Genomic DNA, 17,583 nt, shown 5'->3' with positions numbered 1-17,583 from the left:
CGTCGGCTTTTTTGTATCTATACTTACCAGATGCCCAATTCATCACAGGAGAAAACTATGACAAATCAGGCACTCCAGGATAGTGAATTATTCAACACTGGTTATCTGGTCAATGGAGAATGGCGCAAACTCAATCAAACCTTCGATGTACTTAACCCTGCAACGGGTGAAGTTGTCGCCAAAGTCGCAAAAGCCGGCAAAAAAGAGGCTGAAGAAGCTATCGCCGCTGCCGCTAAAGCATTCCCGGCCTGGCGTGCAAAAACCGCCAAAGAACGTTCAACGATTCTCTACCGCTGGTTCCAGCTGATTATTGAGAACAAAAGCTGGCTTGGTCGCTTAATGACCACCGAACAAGGTAAACCGCTGAAAGAGGCGGAAGGGGAAGTTGAGTACGCCGCGAGTTTTATTCAGTGGTTTGCAGAGCAGGCAAAACGGGCAAACGGTGAAATTATTCCCGCCATCAAACCGGGGTCGCGGATTCTCGCCACCCGTGAACCGATAGGTGTTGTTGCCGCTATAACGCCGTGGAATTTCCCGATGGCGATGCTGACTCGCAAACTCGGCCCGGCCCTCGCCGCGGGCTGTACCGGAATCATAAAGCCTGCTAATAACACGCCGCTATCGGCATTTGCTTTACTGGCGCTGGCGAAAAAAGCGGGCGTTCCTGATGGCGTGCTTAATGCTGTAGCCGGTAATACGCAAGAAATCAGCGACGCGATTATGGCGAGCCATGAAGTACGGAAGATTTCGTTTACCGGTTCCACTGCCGTTGGCAAAACGCTGGTGCGTAATGCCGCGGAAACCATGAAAAAAGTCTCTATGGAATTAGGCGGTAACGCGCCGTATATCGTCTTTGATGATGCCGATATTGATGAAGCTGTGAAAGGTGCGATTGCCAACAAATTCCGTAACGCCGGGCAGGTGTGCGTCAGTGTTAACCGCTTCTTCATTCAGGATACTGTCTACGATCAGTTTGTTAATAAGCTGGCAGATGCGGTCAAAGCCCTGAAAGTAGGGAATGGCATGGAAGAGGGCGTCATTGTTGGTCCACTGATTGAGAAATCTGCAGTCGATAAAGTCCGTGAGCATGTTGAAGATGCACAGGCGAAGGGCGGCAACGTGCTGGTGGGAGGCAAGAGTCATGAGTTGGGTGGTAATTTCTGGCAACCTACGGTGATTGTCGATGCTAATGACAACATGAAACTGGCACAGGAAGAAACTTTTGGCCCGCTGGCAGCCTGTTTCCGATTCAAAACCGAAGAGGAGGTGATTGAGCGGGCGAACAATACGCCATTTGGTTTGGCCGCCTACTTCTATACTCAGAATTTGTCACGCGTGTTCCGTGTCTCTCAGGCACTTGAAAGTGGGATGATAGGGATTAACGAATGTGCCGTTTCGACTGAACTGGGGCCGTTTGGCGGCGTGAAAGAGTCAGGGCTTGGCAGGGAAGGTTCCGTATTGGGGCTGGATGAGTTTCTGGAAGTCAAAACCCTGCACATTGGCGGTCTGTAGAACAATTCGTTCTGGTTAAGGTGGCAAGTAATGAAAAAATACACCTTTGATTTTAGTCAGATAGAAGACCAGCCTGGATTCTATCGTCACTTTACCCAGGCATTTCAACTCGAGAAAAAACAGATTCACGATCTCGATAGCTTGTGGGATGTAGTCGTTGGGGGCACATTACCGCTCCCGGCGGAGATCGAGTTTGTTCATCTGCCAGAAATGCAAAGGCGACGTTACGGGGCTTTGATTTTGCTCTTTGACGAAGCAGAAGAAGAACTGGAAGGGCAGTTACGCTTTAACGTGCGTGGCTAAGGCTGATTTAAAGGCATAAAAAAGCCCCCGCGAGCGGGGGCAAAGTCGTCAGAATTTGACGACGAGGGTTTATTTATACAGTTCAGCGGTAGCGTGCCATGCATCGCCACTACGTGCTTCGGTAATGCGATATGCCGATGCACCTTCTTTAGTCGCTTTCTGTGATAATTCCTGACGCATATCCATTGGTGCACTGCCAACCTGGCTGACAGAAATGCTACCCATAGATTGCATGTTTTGTGCTTGTTCGCTGGTTACCTGATGTGCGGCTGCGTTAGCGCCGAAAGAGATAACAGAGAAAAGGCTCAGTGCTGCGATAGTTAATTTGGTTTTCATAATCTTTACTCCTGAATAGTTTTCTCAACGACCGGAAGGGCTAAACTGCTTTATTGTTCTTGGGGCCGTTGTCTGGATTATCGTTGTATTGCTTTTGCTTATTGCTACCGGGCTGTTATTTGTACAGCTCAGCAGTTGCATGCCATGCATCACCGGAACGTGCTTCAACGATGCGGTATGAAGAAGCACCTTTCGCTTCAGCTTTTTCATTCAGCATTTGGTGCATGTCCATCGGTGCACTACCTACCTGGCTTACCGAAACGGTACCCATTGCCTGACGGTCTTGCGCCTGATCAGCATTGATAGATGTTGCGGCAAATGCGCCGAATGACAGCATGGAAAGCAGGCTTGCAGTAACTAATGTTGTTTTCATGTTCATAATTTTTACCTCGTCGTATTCTTTTGTTTGGGTCATCATTCCGTGACCCTCATCACAAAATCAAGTATACACTAATAACCTGGAAAATTAATACCACGCTAATTATTCTCTATGAAACTTTACAATAATAGAGGCTTTCGTTAGTTCGTAAAGTTATTAAAAATGGTCTTTTATTGCTATTTTTTTGTTAAATATAAGTAAAAACAATGAGATGTCAGACTTTGACTTTTTGTGCGGTGCATCACATAACGGGCTGATGGATTCGGCTTTTAAGCTCGCCTGGGATGTTACGAGTGGAATTTACAGACAGGTATAAGGAAGGATAAGGATGTTATCAGGATGTCATTCCCGCCATGCGATGACAGCGGGAACAGGGTATTAATGCTTACAGCTCTTGTTCAAAGAGCACCAGAATCGCTTCATAAAGCTCTTTAACCGTGAAGTCTTTTGCTGGGGTAGTAAAGATAGTGTCATCTCCGGCGATGGTGCCGAGGATCCCTTCTGCTTTACCTAAAGAGTCCAGCAAGCGTGCAATCAACTGTGCAGCGCCAGGACTTGTATGGATAACGACAACGGCATCGTTGTAATCAATATCCAGCACCAGATTTTTGAGTGGGCTTGATGTGGTTGGCACACCTAACTCAGCTGGCAGGCAATACACCATCTCCATCTTGGCATTACGCGTACGCACCGCACCAAACTTCGTCAGCATGCGCGAGACTTTAGATTGGTTAATGTTTTCGAAGCCTTCATTTTGCAAAGCATGGACAATCTCGCCTTGAGAACTGAATTTTTCTTCTTTCAATAATGCTTTGAATGCTTTGACTAATTCTTCTTGTTTTGAGGAAATACGCATAGATCACCCATATACAGGTCAACAAAGATAACATTATTATGCATTTAAATGAATTTTTATGCAAATCAATGGCTGGGTGTTAGCCTGAAATAATGTTATGAAAGAGGCTGATTTTATCAAATTTTGTTATTGAGAAACATGCCTTCGTCACGTCTCTAAAATAAGTCTGTAAGTAAACCAAATGTTATCAAAATGATGTTGTTTTGCTGCGAGGGGAGGGGTAATGTAACCGCCTGTTGATGTGACAACATCAGGTAGTGACCGGGCGCTCAGGCGTCGTTTCCACCCGGCGAGTAAATGCAGCAGTAACGTTTCAGGATTGCGTAACTTCGCAAACCTTAAGCGGGAAGATTGTAATTACCCCTTCTCTGGATTATGGTCGCCACCGCATGGAGTTACGGCACCTATTTGCTAACCATAATAAGGAGTTTAGGATGAAAGTTGCAGTCCTCGGCGCAGCAGGCGGAATCGGCCAGGCGCTTGCCCTTCTACTCAAGACCCAACTGCCTTCAGGCTCAGAACTCTCCCTGTATGATATTGCACCGGTAACCCCAGGTGTTGCAGTTGATTTGAGCCATATCCCTACTGATGTGAAAATCAAAGGTTTCTGCGGTGAAGATGCAACCCCTGCACTGGTTGGTGCGGATGTGGTGCTGATCTCAGCCGGTGTCGCTCGTAAACCAGGTATGGATCGTTCTGACCTGTTTAACGTCAACGCGGGAATCGTGAAGAATCTGGTTCAACAGATTGCTAAAACTTGCCCGAAAGCCTGTATCGGTATTATCACAAACCCTGTGAATACTACCGTTGCGATTGCAGCTGAAGTGCTGAAAAAAGCAGGCGTGTACGACAAAAACAAACTGTTTGGCGTAACCACGCTGGACATCATCCGCTCCAACACCTTTGTTGCGGAACTGAAAGGCAAACAGCCGACTGATATCGAAGTGCCTGTCATTGGCGGCCACTCTGGTGTGACTATTCTGCCATTGCTGTCTCAGATCCCAGGCGTAAGCTTCACCGAGCAAGAAGTTGCTGATCTGACCAAACGTATCCAGAACGCAGGTACTGAAGTTGTGGAAGCGAAGGCAGGTGGCGGATCCGCAACTCTGTCAATGGGTCAGGCTGCTGCACGTTTTGGTCTTTCTCTGGTACGTGCACTGCAGGGCGAAAGCAATGTTGTTGAATGTGCGTATGTAGAAGGCAACGGCGAGCACGCTCGTTTCTTCTCTCAGCCGTTACTGCTGGGTAAAAATGGTATTGAAGAGCACAAATCTTACGGCAAACTGAGTGCGTTTGAGCACCAGGCACTGGAAGGTATGCTGGATACCCTGAAGAAAGATATTACCCTTGGTGAAGAGTTCGTTAACAAGTAAGCACCAGGCTTCATAAATAAAAAACCGGAACTGAGTTCCGGTTTTTTATTGCCTGCGATTCAACGTTTATCAATTTGTGGCGGGATATTCCTGAATCGTTACTTGTAGCGTCAGCTTCTTATCATCACGCATGACTTCAACCGGGATAACTGAACCCGGGCGAATTTCCGCTACCTGGTCCATTGTTCCCAACGCGGAGATGGCTGGTTTATGGTTGACCGAAATAATCACGTCGTTAACCAGAAGACCGGCTTTTGCAGCTGGGCCGTCAGGGGTGACTTCATTAACAATGATGCCCTGAATCTGGTCAATACCGGTGGCCGGGCCATGTAATGGCGTTATCTCACGCCCGCCAATACCAATGTAACCACGAATCACGCGGCCATCTCGGATTAACTTATCCATGATTTTAGTGGAAAGCTGGGTCGGGATCGCAAAGCCGATACCTTCCGGCGTTTCACCATCGTTACTTTTATCAAACGACAGAGTGTTGATGCCCATAAGTTCACCTAGCGAGTTAACCAACGCGCCACCGGAATTGCCATGGTTGATTGAAGCGTCGGTTTGCAGGAAAGACTGGCGACCTGAAGGGCTAAGGCCAATCCGCCCCGTAGCACTGATGATCCCTTGTGTAATGGTCTGCCCGAGGTTATACGGGTTACCAATCGCCATGACGACATCACCAATATGCGGCACGCGCTTATTGTTGATAGGGATAACAGGAAGATTGGTCGCATTGATCTTCAGAACAGCTAAATCGGTGAGGCTGTCTGAACCGACCAGCAACGCTTCAAATACACGCCCATCCTGCAAGGCAACGATAATTTGCTCAGCATCATTGATGACGTGTTTGTTGGTAATGATGTATCCGCGTTCGTCCATGATGACACCAGAACCCAGCGTTTTGATTTCTAGCTGATTTTGCGAATTGTTACCCACGCTGCGGTTATACACATTCACTACTGCTGGCGCAGCGCGTCGCACCGCGGAGTTGTAGCTCAGCGGTGTTTCATCGGCACTGTCAAACTTCGAAGGCGCTAACGGGACGATTTTCTGGCGTAATGTTGGTAATGCTACCAGCAACATTCCAGCCACAATCAGACCGATTACCACCGAACGTAATATCTTAAGAAACATGGATTTGAATTAGTTAATAATAAGCCGGAAGCAGAATAGCATGAGTTAATCGGACATCGTATAGCGATGTCCGATTACTGAACAGATTAGCGAACTAACAGGTAGATGCTCTCTTCGCCACGCGCCACGTGCAACGCAATCACGTCTGGTTTGGTTTCCAGAACTTTACGCATCTCAGCAATGCTTGAGACTCGCTCGCGGTTCACGCCAATAATGAAATCATCTTTGTGCAGCCCGGCTTGTGCTGCTGGGGTGCCTTTCTCAACGCTGTCGAGTTTGATGCCTTTCGTGCCATCTTTAAGCTGACCATCGCTTAAGGTTGCCCCTTGCAAGGCTGGCATAATCAGCTCGGCGTTAGCAGATGCAGCGGTGCTCTTATCAAGCGTAACGCTGACTTCCAGTGGCTTCCCGTCGCGCAGTAAACCAAGTTTCACCACGGTTCCAGGCTCCGTGGTGGCGATTTTAGCGCGCAATTCCGCAAAGCTATTAAGAGGCTTACCATTCAGGCTGGTAATCACATCACCGGCTTTTATGCCTGCTTTAGCTGAACCGGATTGTGGCAGGACTTCGCTAACAAACGCGCCGCGTTGGGTGGTCAGGTTAAAGGCTTTGGCAATATCAGCACTCATTTCAGTGCCTTTAATGCCGAGCAAACCGCGTTTAATCTCACCAAACTCCATCAGCTGTTTGGCCAGGGTCTGTGCCATGTTGCTTGGAATGGCAAAGCCGATACCGACGCTACCGCCGCCTGGTGCAAGGATGGCGGTGTTAATGCCGATAAGCTCGCCATTAAGGTTCAGCAAGGCGCCGCCAGAGTTACCACGGTTAATCGAGGCATCAGTCTGGATAAAGTTTTCCAGCCCTTCAAGGTTAAGGCCGCTGCGGCCTAATGCCGAGACAATCCCTGATGTTGCCGTTTGCCCAAGACCGAATGGGTTACCCACGGCCACGGCAAAATCGCCCACGCGCAGTTTGTCGGAATCAGCTACGGCGATTTGTGTCAGGCCGCTCGCATTCTGGATTTGAATCAGCGCAATATCACTTTGATCATCGCCACCAATCAATTTGGCATCAAACTCACGGCCATCATTAAGTTGCACACTGATCTTCTCAGCATGGCTGATGACGTGATTATTGGTCAGTACATAGCCTTTCTCAGCATTAATGATGACGCCAGAACCCAGGCCTTCAAACGGCTGTGCTTCAGATGGCGGCATATCATCGCCAAAGAACTTTTTAAATTCTTCCGGGACTTTCTGAGTCGGTGCAGCGGCAGTGCCTTCAACCTGAACGCTAACCACGGCGGGCAATACTTTTTCCAGCATTGGCGCAAGGCTTGGAATCGCGGACTGGCCCGGAACTTGTGCTGGAATCGCCGCATTGACCTGCGATGCAATACCGAACGTTAGTCCAACGCTTATCGCTAATGCACTCAATAACAGTGTTTTTTTCTTCATTGATGGCTTGCTCTCGTGACCTGAACCTGGAAAAGGAAAACCCGATACACTTGTCATCTTTCAAGCCGCAGAGATGTTGGTTGCGCTCGCACGCTCCGCCACTGACTCTAGTAGGTTCCCTGGGATTCACTCCCTTACCGCCTACCTGTCACTCGAAATTTGAAGAGTATGACACTCCGATGTTATTGAAATATCAACCGGGTAACAATGTTGTTATAGAGTGAAGTGATATTAGTAAATGATAGCTGTGCTGAAGAGAGATCGGGGTACAAAAGTTGTACCCCGGAATAAAATTCTAAATTTGTGATTAATCGCGTTTTGCGCGCTCGGTACGCAGCAAACCAGATGCACCATCAGAGTAGTCACGCGGCATTTGCACCGGTGCCTGATCGTTGCTGGCTTCGGACTCAGCAAGGCGGTTGCGGAATGGATTCGCCTCCGCTGACATTTCAGGCAACAGACTGCTGGAGCTTTTTGCCATGTGCTGATAAAGCTGGCGGTAGTCGTGAGCCATGTTATCCAGCAACTCCGCACTACGTGCAAAATGGCTGACTAACTCTTCACGATACTCTTCAAGCTCTGCTTTGTTTTTCTCAATCTCATACTGCATAGCCTGCTGCTGACGCAGCTTGCGGTTGCCAAAACGCATAGCAACAGCACCAACGATGATGCCAACAACTAACCCAATTAGCGCATATTCCCAGGTCATGAACTTCTCCCGTTGTATTGTGTTTCCGTAGGGTAATGTAGCCACTATAACCGTTAACCTAAGAGAAGTGGAATCCTGACGCAGCATCGCTTAGGGTAGAACGGCCTTTTTTTCGACAACCGTCCTTTTTTGAGTACTAAGTAAACGGCAATCCGATTTTTAAGGGAATACCATAATACCATGCAAAATCTCTCCCCTGCATTGCGCTACCAACAAGCCCTGGCTGAAGGCAGTTATCAACCTGATGACGTTCAGCGTGAGGCCGTGGCCCGGCTCGATGCTATCTGGCAGGCATTAAGCAGCCAAATGCCTGCTGCGCCCGCAAATGTTGGTTTCTTCGGCAAACTCTTTGGTAAACGCAGCGCTTGTGCAAATCAGGAACCCGCCCGTGGCTTATATATGTGGGGTGGAGTAGGGCGAGGGAAAACCTGGCTGATGGACATGTTTTTTCAGAGTCTGCCTGGTGAGCGCAAGCTGCGGCTGCATTTCCATCGTTTCATGTTGCGGGTTCATGAGGAGCTGGCCGATCTGCAAGGGCAAACCGATCCGCTAGAGTTGATTGCCGACCGCTTCAAAGCTCAAACGGATATTCTCTGTTTTGATGAGTTTTTTGTGTCGGATATCACCGATGCAATGCTGCTTGGCACATTAATGCAGGCACTTTTCGCACGCGGAATTACGCTGGTGGCGACGTCAAATATCCCGCCAGATGAGCTGTACCGTAATGGTTTGCAGAGGCCGCGATTTATCCCTGCGATTGAAGCCATCAAGCGCCATTGTGAAGTGATGAACGTGGATGCAGGTATTGATTACCGTTTAAGAACCCTGACTCAAGCTCATCTCTGGCTTTCGCCGTTAAACGACGAAACCGCGCGGCAGATGGAAAAACTCTATGCAGCACTTGCCGGGGCTGTTAGGGAAGGCGAGCCGGTACTGGAGATTAACCACCGCCCGCTTGCGACGCTCGGCCTGGTGAATCAGACGCTGGCGGTAGATTTTAATACCCTGTGCGTTGATGCCCGTAGCCAGCATGATTACATTGCACTATCACGCCTCTTTCATACCGTGATGTTGTTTAACGTGCCAGTCATGAACACTCGCAATGAAAATGAAGCGCGACGATTCATTGCACTGGTCGATGAGTTTTACGAACGCCACGTTAAATTAGTGGTTTCAGCACAAGTTTCGCTGTTTGAGATTTACCAGGGGGAAAGGCTGCGCTTTGAGTTCCAGCGCTGCCTGTCGCGCCTGCAGGAAATGCAAAGTGAAGAATATTTGCGGTTGCAACATATGCCTTAAACGGCAATGCGCAGCTGAGGCTGACTATAAAGTGAGACAAAAACGACAAAAAGGTTCGACCTTTAGGGGCGACTTCCCTATAATCTTGCGACCCCACGTTACAACCAAAGTTTTTTTCCCGAAACTTGGTCGTGCTGGCATTGGCTATTCGAAGGGGTAGGTTTGCCGGACTTTGTCGTGTGAACCTTGAACTGATTTTAAACGTTTGGGTGAACACCTACGTGTAACTATATATTGGGTAAGCTTTTAATGAAAACTTTTACAGCTAAACCAGAAACCGTACAGCGCGACTGGTTCGTTGTTGACGCTGACGGTAAGACCTTAGGTCGTCTGGCTACTGAATTGGCTAGCCGTCTGCGCGGTAAGCACAAAGCGGAATACACTCCGCACGTTGATACTGGTGATTACATCATCGTTCTGAACGCAGAAAAAGTTGCTGTAACCGGCAACAAGCGTACTGACAAAGTGTATTACCGCCACACCGGCTACGTCGGTGGTATCAAACAAGCGACCTTTGAAGAGATGATTGCTCGCCATCCTGAGCGTGTGATTGAAATCGCGGTTAAAGGCATGCTGCCAAAGGGCCCGCTGGGCCGTGCTATGTTCCGTAAACTGAAAGTTTACGCGGGCACCGAGCACAACCACGCGGCACAGCAACCGCAAGTTCTGGACATTTAATCGGGATTATGGCAATGGCTGAAAATCAATACTACGGCACTGGTCGCCGCAAAAGTTCTGCAGCTCGCGTTTTTATCAAACCGGGCAGCGGTAAAATCATCATCAACCAACGTTCTCTGGAACAGTACTTCGGTCGTGAAACTGCCCGCATGGTAGTTCGTCAGCCGCTGGAATTGGTTGATATGGTTGAGAAATTCGATCTGTACATCACTGTTAAAGGTGGTGGTACTTCTGGTCAGGCTGGTGCGATCCGTCACGGTATCACCCGCGCTCTGATGGAGTACGACGAGTCCCTGCGTGGCGAACTGCGTAAAGCTGGTTTCGTTACTCGTGATGCTCGTGAAGTTGAACGTAAGAAAGTCGGTCTGCGTAAAGCACGTCGTCGTCCTCAGTTCTCCAAACGTTAATTGTCCTCTGCTTTTGCAGAATACAATTTGCGAAAAAACCCGGTCCTGTACCGGGTTTTTTTATGCCTGAAAATTATATTTATTGATGCTAACATTATGATAGTACTGGCTTTTCAGGCTAATCCCAGATCCATCCCCCACAAAACCCGTAAAATCTGGTAAACTATCAAACAATTTTCTGCCCGCATGTCGGCATCAGTTTGTTTTCGCCTCGTTTTCTGGCAACTGATGGTGTTACGGCGTCGTTGGGTATCAAACGGTCAGGTTAGTTGCCGCTTGCGGCTATTAGCAGTAATTTTCTGATAAACTTGGAGGTTTTCATGGCTGTCGCTGCCAACAAACGTTCGGTGATGACGCTGTTTTCCGGTCCTACTGACATCTATAGCCACCAGGTTCGTATCGTCCTGGCTGAAAAAGGTGTTAGCGTTGAAATTGAGCATGTGGAAACGGATAACCTGCCTCAGGATCTGATTGACCTCAACCCAAATCACAGCGTACCGACCCTGGTTGACCGCGAACTTACCCTGTGGGAATCCCGCATCATCATGGAATATCTTGATGAGCGTTTCCCGCACCCACCATTAATGCCGGTTTACCCGGTTGCACGTGGTGAAAGTCGCCTGTACATGCATCGTATCCAGAAAGACTGGTACTCCCTGATGCATATCGTGATGAGTGGTTCTGCTCAAGAAGCTGACGCTGCACGTAAGCAATTGCGTGAAGAGTTGCTGGCAATCGCACCTGTATTTACTCAGAAACCTTTCTTCCTGAGTGATGAGTTCAGTCTGGTAGATTGCTACCTGGCACCTCTGCTGTGGCGTTTGCCACAAATGGGTATCGAGCTGACAGGCGCGGGTTCTAAAGAGATGAAAGGCTACATGACTCGCGTATTTGAACGAGATTCATTCCTGGCTTCTCTGACCGAACCTGAGCGCGAAATGCGTCTGCAGACCCGGGGCTAATTGATGGATATGTCGCAATTGTCACCACGTCGTCCATATCTGCTCCGTGCTTTTTACGAGTGGTTATTGGATAACCAGCTCACTCCGCACCTGGTGGTGGATGTGACATTGCCAGGCGTGCATGTACCGATGGAATATGCGCGTGACGGGCAAATTGTCCTGAATATTGCCCCACGTGCTGTAGGAAACCTGGAATTGTCCAACAGCGATGTGCGCTTTAATGCGCGCTTCGGTGGCGTTCCACGCCAGGTATTTGTTCCTATGGCTGCGGTTCTGGCTATCTATGCTCGAGAAAATGGTGCTGGCACCATGTTCGAGCCAGAAGCCAACTATGACGAAGATGGTGAAAGTCATAACAATATTGAGCAGTTGCCGTCTGATTCAGAAATGGTCATGCAAGTGATCGACGGCTCACGCCCCGATCATGATGAAGATGACAACGGTCCGGATGACGAGCCACCTCCACGTGGTGGACGTCCAGCTCTGCGCGTAGTGAAGTAACTCGCGAGCGTTAATCGGGAATCGAAAGCCAGTCTGATGACTGGCTTTTTCTTGCCTAAAATAAACATGCGGACGGCATCTTTACGTCAGCCACGAATTGCTGTGTTATGATTCGACAATATTATTTGCGATCTTCCTTCCATTAAACGGCCAATTCTGACGCGATGAGCACATTTGACGAGCAGCCACCTGAGACGACTGAAACCATCGGCCATACGATGCGACGTCGCCCGCTTGCGCGTAAAAAACTCTCAGAAATGGTGGAAGAAGAGCTCGAGCAGATGATTCGCCGACGTGAGTTTGCCGAAGGTGAGCAGTTGCCTTCTGAACGTGAACTGATGGCTTTTTTCAATGTTGGTCGCCCTTCGGTGCGTGAAGCACTGGCTGCGCTCAAACGCAAAGGGCTGGTGCAAATCAGTAATGGCGAACGTGCCCGCGTTTCGCGCCCTTCCGCAGACACCATAATTGGTGAGTTATCTGGCGTCGCGAAAGACTTCCTCGCACGGCCTGGCGGCATTGCGCACTTCGAGCAACTGCGCATGTTCTTTGAATCAAGCCTGGTCCGCTACGCTGCGGAATTTGCCACAGATGAGCAAATCGCCCGTCTTGGAAAAGCGCTGGAGATGAACAATCAGGCGCTGGATGACAACGATCTGTTTATTCGATCCGATATTGAATTCCACCGCGAGCTGGCCGAGATCCCCAATAACCCGATCTTCATGGCGGTGCATGTCGCATTGCTCGATTGGCTGATTGCCGCGCGTCCCGCGGTTTCGCAGGATGTTCTTCTCGCCCACAATACGGTTAGCTACCAACAGCATATCGACATCTATAACGCGATCCAGGCTCGTGATCCTGATGCGGCTGACGCAGCCCTGAAAGCGCACCTGAAAAGTGTATTTGCCTCTTACTATCCCGCACCACGCAAACGCACAGCGAAAAAATAACCTGCATTAATCTGCGATCCCGCGCACGTCTTTGCCGGTAACGTCTGCATACCCATCATAATTTCGTATGAACAGGATCGCATTCTTAGCTCTCCGCGCTGTGGTGTTTAGTTTTTGATCTGGTATAACAGGTATAAAGGTATATCGTTAACTCCAGAAACCAGACAACACAGAGGCATTTATGAAACAGAATCTTCGCGGTGTGATGCCCGCACTGCTTACTCCATTTAATCAGCAACAGCAGATAGACACCGAAAGCTTACGGCGCCTGGTTCGTTTCAATATTGAGCAGGGGGTTGATGGCCTTTACGTCGGCGGCTCAACCGGGGAAGCCTTCCTGCAAAGTTCACAGGAACGTGAACAGGTGCTGGAAATCGTCGCGGAAGAGGCTAAAGGTAAAGTGACCTTAATTGCCCATGTCGGTAGTATCAGCACCCATGAAAGCCAGGCGCTGGCGAGTGCTGCACACCGTTACGGATTTGATGCCGTCTCCGCAGTGACACCTTTCTACTACCCATTCAGCTTTAACGAACATTGCGACCATTACCGCGCCGTGATTGATTCATCCGGCGGTTTGCCGATGGTGGTTTACAACATCCCTGCGTTGAGTGGCGTGAAACTGACGCTTGAGCAGATTGGTACTCTTATCAACTTGCCGGGAGTGGGCGCATTAAAACAAACCTCCGGCGATCTTTATCAGATGGAGCAGATCCGCCGTGCACATCCTGATCTGGTGCTCTATAACGGTTATGACGAGATCTTCGCATCAGGCCTTGTGGCAGGTGCCGATGGCGGCATTGGTAGCACTTACAACGTGATGGGCTGGCGTTACCTCGCCATCAAGCAAGCGGTGCTCGAAGGGGATATGCAGCGCGCAAGCCATCTACAAAGCGAATGTAATAAAGTCATTGATCTGTTGATCAAAGTGGGCGTTTTCCGTGGACTGAAAACCCTGCTGCACTATATGGATGTGGTAGCGGTACCGCTGTGCCGTAAGCCGTTTTCCCCGGTTGATGAGCAATATCTGCCGGAGCTGAAAGCGCTGGCAAAACAGCTGCAGAGCGAGCGTGCAACGTTCTGAATAATAAATGATGCTGAACGCCAGTATCGCTAATACCTAATCTAACCAATGGGCGGGTTTTCACAAACCCGCACCGGGAGTGCTTTATGAATAACACTACCCAACAGATCCCGTGGTATCGCCATCTTACCAAACCGCAATGGAAAGCGTTTTCGGCAGCCTGGATTGGCTACTTACTGGATGGTTTTGATTTTGTCTTAATAGCGTTAGTACTGACTGAAATTCAGAGTGAATTTGGCCTGACGACCATTCAGGCCGCGAGTTTAATCTCGGCTGCATTTATCTCGCGCTGGTTTGGTGGCCTGGTTTTAGGGGCAATGGGCGACCGCTATGGCCGCAAACTGGCGATGATCACCAGTATCGTGCTGTTTTCTTTCGGCACGCTGGCCTGCGGTTTTGCCCCAGGTTTTACCACCATGTTCTTTGCCCGACTGCTGATTGGCATGGGAATGGCGGGTGAGTACGGTTCAAGCGCTACTTATGTTATCGAAAGCTGGCCGAAGCAGATGCGGAATAAAGCGAGTGGTTTTCTGATCTCCGGCTTTTCTGTTGGGGCGGTAATCGCCGCTCAAGTGTATAGCGTAGTGGTGCCTGTCTGGGGCTGGCGTGCACTGTTCTTCATCGGCATTTTACCCATTATTTTCGCGCTCTGGCTGCGTAAAAATATCCCCGAAGCAGAAGACTGGAAAGAGAAGTTTGCCGATAAAAAGCCAACCAAAACCATGGTGGATATTCTGTATCGCGGCGAACACCGGCTTATCAATATTGGCCTGACGATAGTCGTCGCAGCGGCACTTTACTTCTGCTTTGCCGGTAACCTTGGCAATGCACTACTGATTGCAGTTCTCGGCCTGATTTGTGCGGCCATCTTCATTAGCTTTATGGTGCAAAGTAGTGGCAAACGCTGGCCGACAGGTGTCACGTTGATGATCGTCGTGTTCTTCGCCTTCCTCTACTCCTGGCCGATTCAGGCGTTACTGCCCACTTATCTGAAAACTGAACTGGCCTACGACCCTGCAACGGTGGCTCATGTTCTGTTCTTTAGTGGATTTGGTGCCGCAGTCGGCTGCTGTGTGGGTGGCTTCCTGGGCGACTGGCTAGGGACGCGCAAAGCCTATGTCTGCAGCCTGCTGGCATCACAACTGCTAATTATTCCGGTATTCGCAATTGGTGGCGGCAACATTTGGGTGCTGGGCCTGCTGCTGTTCTTACAACAAATGTTGGGGCAGGGGATTTCGGGAATATTGCCTAAGCTTATCGGCGGTTATTTCGATACCGAACAGCGTGCCGCAGGTCTTGGCTTTACCTATAACGTCGGCGCGCTCGGTGGCGCACTGGCTCCGGTGATTGGCGCGACTATCGCTCAGCGCCTTGATTTAGGGACGGCGCTGGCATCACTGTCGTTCAGCCTGACGTTTGTGGTCATCCTGTTGATTGGCCTGGATATGCCATCACGTATCCAGCGTTGGATCCATCCAGAAGCGGTACGTACTCACGACGCCATTGACGGCAAACCATTCAGTGGGGCGGTCGTTTCGGGTAGCCACAAGACTAAATTGATAGGGAACTGATATGTCACTGATTGAAAAAATGTCCCGGCAGATAGAAGTGGCAGGCGGCCTGATTGTCTCCTGCCAGCCGGTTCCTGCAAGCCCACTTGATAAGCCTGAAATCGTTGCGGCTATGGCGCTTGCGGCGGAACAAGCGGGTGCTGTCGCGCTACGTATCGAAGGTATAGAGAATCTGAAAGCCACGCGGGCGCTAGTTTCACTGCCGATTATCGGCATTATCAAACGCGATCTTCCCGATTCGCCGGTGCGAATTACGCCATTTCTCGAAGATGTTGATGCCCTGGCGCAAGCCGGGGCGAATATCATCGCTTTTGATGGCACCGATCGGGTGCGCCCGGTGCCAGTCAGTGAACTGTTGGCACGTATTCATCAACACGATTTGTTGGCGATGGCAGATTGTTCTTCGGTTCAGGACGGTTTCTATTGCCAGCGGCAGGGGGCTGAACTGATAGGCACCACGCTGTCTGGTTATCTAACGGCACACACGCCCAATGAGCCTGACCTTGCGTTAGTGCGGGCGTTAAGCGATGAAGGTTGTCGTGTCATTGCAGAAGGCCGTTATAACTCGCCAGAATGGGCGGCGCAGGCTATGAAGCATGGTGCATGGGCGGTGACCGTTGGCTCTGCCATTACGCGTCTGGAGCACATTTGCCAGTGGTATCAGGATGCGCTGACAAAGGCGGTTAAATGACAACGCTTGCGATAGATCTCGGTGGCACAAAACTGGCCGCAGCCCTGGTGGATAGCGAACTGAATATCATCGAAAGGCGGGAGGTGATGACGCAAGCCGGCCAAAATCCCGATGCTTTACAGGCCTGTCTTACAGAACTCGTTGCTCCGCTGGCGTTCAGTGCGCAGCGCGTTGCTATTGCTTCCACCGGCATTATCGAAAATGGTGCTTTGACGGCTATTAACCCGGATAACCTGGGTGGGCTGGCGCATTTTCCGCTGGTCGAGGTGCTGACTCGTTTGACCCATTTACCCTGTATCGCTGTGAATGATGCGCAGGCGGCGGCGTGGGCGGAGTATCACGCACTTACAGTAGAAGCCCGCGATATGGTGTTTTTGACGGTGTCGACAGGAGTGGGTGGTGGGATTGTGAGCAATGGCCATCTGCTGGTTGGCGCAGGAGGATTAGCAGGGCACCTGGGTCATACGCTTGCCGATCCAAACGGGCCGCGTTGCGGCTGTGGGCGCAGAGGATGCGTGGAGGCTATCGCATCCGGGCGGGGCATCGCTGCTGCGGCACAAGGGAAGCTGGCAGGTTGTGATACGAAAACGATTTTTGCTCGTGCAGCTCAAGGCGATCCCCAGGCGAATGCTCTGGTACAACGTTCCGCGCAGACCCTGGCGCGGCTGATTGCTGATATCAAAGCGGCTACCGATTGCCAGTGTGTGGTGATTGGCGGCAGTGTCGGGCTTGCTGCTGGCTATTTGCCGTTGGTTAAAGAGTTTCTCGGCCAGGAGCCGGATATCTATCACCCGCAGCTTTTCGCCGCGCATTATCAACACAACGCGGGCCTGCTAGGGGCTGCACGTTTAGCACAGGAAGCCATGCCATGATCGCCGGAGATATTTATCAGCCAGAAGCCGCAGGTTTACCCGCAGCCATTCTGAATGCACTTCGTGTTGCGTTAGCCGAACAGCCGCAGCTTAAGGAGTCGGGGAAGTACGTTCTGCAAGGCGAGACGCTGTTTATGAACGTCATGGCGTTTGCCACCCAGCATGCCGATGAGAAGAAAGCGGAACAACATCGGGAATACATCGATATTCAAGTGTTACTGGAAGGGACGGAAAGGATTTTCTATGGGAATTTTGAGAGTGCGCGTGAGTGTGAGGAATTTCATGCGGAAGAGGATTACCAGCTTTGCAACCGTATTGATAAGCAACAGGTGCTAACACTCCATCCCGGTCAGTTTGCCGTATTTATGCCGCTGGAACCCCATAAGCCTGGATGTGTGGTTACGCACGCGGAGCCTATCAAGAAAGTGGTTGTCAAACTGCATCGCAGCGCGCTCGAAGCATAAAAAAGCCCGGTGATATGAACATCACCGGGCTTTTTAACATCGGCGGTT

The 17,583-nt window shown here is 50.1% G+C and carries 20 protein-coding genes; 14 read left to right on the top strand and 6 right to left on the bottom strand.

The window, feature by feature from the left end:
- Window positions 1-57 precede the first annotated feature (57 nt).
- Window positions 58-1,512, top strand: coding sequence for an NAD-dependent succinate-semialdehyde dehydrogenase (locus M975_RS16735; protein ID WP_064561031.1), 1,455 nt, complete (start codon window positions 58-60; stop codon window positions 1,510-1,512).
- A 30-nt stretch (window positions 1,513-1,542) separates the two neighbouring features.
- Window positions 1,543-1,815: a barstar family protein gene (locus M975_RS16730; protein ID WP_064561030.1), complete on the top strand. Its 273-nt coding sequence runs from the start codon at window positions 1,543-1,545 to the stop codon at window positions 1,813-1,815.
- A gap of 69 nt (window positions 1,816-1,884) precedes the next feature.
- Here the strand turns inward: M975_RS16730 and yhcN (M975_RS16725) are convergent, their stop codons facing one another.
- The 3 genes from yhcN (M975_RS16725) to argR all read right to left on the bottom strand — a co-directional run bounded on the left by yhcN (M975_RS16725) (window position 1,885) and on the right by argR (window position 3,386).
- Window positions 1,885-2,151 (bottom strand): peroxide/acid stress response protein YhcN, encoded by a 267-nt coding sequence (gene yhcN, locus M975_RS16725; RefSeq protein WP_064561029.1) that lies wholly within the window; start codon window positions 2,149-2,151, stop codon window positions 1,885-1,887.
- A gap of 115 nt (window positions 2,152-2,266) precedes the next feature.
- A complete protein-coding gene (gene yhcN, locus M975_RS16720) occupies window positions 2,267-2,530 on the bottom strand; it encodes a peroxide/acid stress response protein YhcN (protein WP_064561091.1) in 264 nt (87 codons plus the stop codon).
- Window positions 2,531-2,915: 385 nt separating this feature from the next.
- Window positions 2,916-3,386: a transcriptional regulator ArgR gene (argR, locus tag M975_RS16715; protein ID WP_034459812.1), complete on the bottom strand. Its 471-nt coding sequence runs from the start codon at window positions 3,384-3,386 to the stop codon at window positions 2,916-2,918.
- Window positions 3,387-3,820: 434 nt separating this feature from the next.
- Between argR and mdh the strand changes: the two genes are divergently transcribed.
- Window positions 3,821-4,759: a malate dehydrogenase gene (gene mdh, locus M975_RS16710; RefSeq protein ID WP_064561028.1), complete on the top strand. Its 939-nt coding sequence runs from the start codon at window positions 3,821-3,823 to the stop codon at window positions 4,757-4,759.
- A gap of 69 nt (window positions 4,760-4,828) precedes the next feature.
- Here mdh and degS read toward each other — a convergent pair whose 3' ends face one another.
- The 3 genes from degS to zapG form a co-directional block, all read right to left on the bottom strand.
- Window positions 4,829-5,896: an outer membrane-stress sensor serine endopeptidase DegS gene (gene degS / locus M975_RS16705; protein WP_064561027.1), complete on the bottom strand. Its 1,068-nt coding sequence runs from the start codon at window positions 5,894-5,896 to the stop codon at window positions 4,829-4,831.
- 86 nt (window positions 5,897-5,982) lie between these two features.
- Window positions 5,983-7,353, bottom strand: a complete 1,371-nt coding sequence (gene degQ / locus M975_RS16700) for a serine endoprotease DegQ (protein ID WP_064561026.1) — start codon at window positions 7,351-7,353, stop codon at window positions 5,983-5,985.
- A gap of 307 nt (window positions 7,354-7,660) precedes the next feature.
- Window positions 7,661-8,062: a Z-ring associated protein ZapG gene (gene zapG, locus M975_RS16695; protein ID WP_034459804.1), complete on the bottom strand. Its 402-nt coding sequence runs from the start codon at window positions 8,060-8,062 to the stop codon at window positions 7,661-7,663.
- A gap of 180 nt (window positions 8,063-8,242) precedes the next feature.
- On the opposite strand from zapG, the gene zapE reads away from it, so the two are divergent.
- From zapE to nanQ, 11 genes are all read left to right on the top strand, one after another.
- The gene (gene zapE / locus M975_RS16690) at window positions 8,243-9,361 is read left to right on the top strand and encodes a cell division protein ZapE (protein ID WP_064561025.1); all 1,119 of its coding nucleotides are present in this window, start codon (window positions 8,243-8,245) and stop codon (window positions 9,359-9,361) included.
- Window positions 9,362-9,610: 249 nt separating this feature from the next.
- A complete protein-coding gene (gene rplM / locus M975_RS16685; protein ID WP_064514126.1) occupies window positions 9,611-10,039 on the top strand; it encodes a 50S ribosomal protein L13 in 429 nt (142 codons plus the stop codon).
- A gap of 14 nt (window positions 10,040-10,053) precedes the next feature.
- Window positions 10,054-10,446 (top strand): 30S ribosomal protein S9, encoded by a 393-nt coding sequence (gene rpsI, locus M975_RS16680; RefSeq protein WP_034459799.1) that lies wholly within the window; start codon window positions 10,054-10,056, stop codon window positions 10,444-10,446.
- A 320-nt stretch (window positions 10,447-10,766) separates the two neighbouring features.
- The gene (gene sspA / locus M975_RS16675; protein ID WP_064561024.1) at window positions 10,767-11,408 is read left to right on the top strand and encodes a stringent starvation protein SspA; all 642 of its coding nucleotides are present in this window, start codon (window positions 10,767-10,769) and stop codon (window positions 11,406-11,408) included.
- A 3-nt stretch (window positions 11,409-11,411) separates the two neighbouring features.
- Window positions 11,412-11,909: a ClpXP protease specificity-enhancing factor gene (sspB, locus tag M975_RS16670; RefSeq protein WP_064561023.1), complete on the top strand. Its 498-nt coding sequence runs from the start codon at window positions 11,412-11,414 to the stop codon at window positions 11,907-11,909.
- Window positions 11,910-12,073: 164 nt separating this feature from the next.
- Complete coding sequence (locus M975_RS16665; protein WP_064543077.1) at window positions 12,074-12,856, top strand: transcriptional regulator NanR; 783 nt, start codon at window positions 12,074-12,076, stop codon at window positions 12,854-12,856.
- A 181-nt stretch (window positions 12,857-13,037) separates the two neighbouring features.
- Window positions 13,038-13,937 (top strand): N-acetylneuraminate lyase, encoded by a 900-nt coding sequence (nanA, locus tag M975_RS16660; RefSeq protein WP_064561022.1) that lies wholly within the window; start codon window positions 13,038-13,040, stop codon window positions 13,935-13,937.
- An 86-nt stretch (window positions 13,938-14,023) separates the two neighbouring features.
- Window positions 14,024-15,508 (top strand): MFS transporter, encoded by a 1,485-nt coding sequence (locus M975_RS16655; RefSeq protein WP_064561021.1) that lies wholly within the window; start codon window positions 14,024-14,026, stop codon window positions 15,506-15,508.
- A 1-nt stretch (window position 15,509) separates the two neighbouring features.
- On the top strand, window positions 15,510-16,199 hold the full coding sequence (locus tag M975_RS16650; protein ID WP_064561020.1) for an N-acetylmannosamine-6-phosphate 2-epimerase: 690 nt from the start codon (window positions 15,510-15,512) through the stop codon (window positions 16,197-16,199).
- Window positions 16,196-17,071 carry an N-acetylmannosamine kinase gene (gene nanK / locus M975_RS16645; protein WP_064561019.1) on the top strand — a complete coding sequence of 292 codons (876 nt, stop codon included), beginning with the start codon at window positions 16,196-16,198 and terminating at the stop codon, window positions 17,069-17,071. Before M975_RS16650 ends, nanK begins: the two co-directional genes overlap by 4 nt.
- Window positions 17,068-17,535 carry an N-acetylneuraminate anomerase gene (gene nanQ / locus M975_RS16640; RefSeq protein ID WP_064561018.1) on the top strand — a complete coding sequence of 156 codons (468 nt, stop codon included), beginning with the start codon at window positions 17,068-17,070 and terminating at the stop codon, window positions 17,533-17,535. The genes nanK and nanQ overlap by 4 nt, the downstream gene beginning before the upstream one ends.
- Window positions 17,536-17,583: the final 48 nt, after the last annotated feature.

Origin of the sequence: Buttiauxella brennerae ATCC 51605, assembly GCF_001654925.1 — a bacterium.
Classification (GTDB): Bacteria; Pseudomonadota; Gammaproteobacteria; order Enterobacterales; family Enterobacteriaceae; genus Buttiauxella; species Buttiauxella brennerae.
Note: the sequence above shows the minus strand (reverse complement) of the source record. Positions and strands in the feature narration are given on the sequence as shown.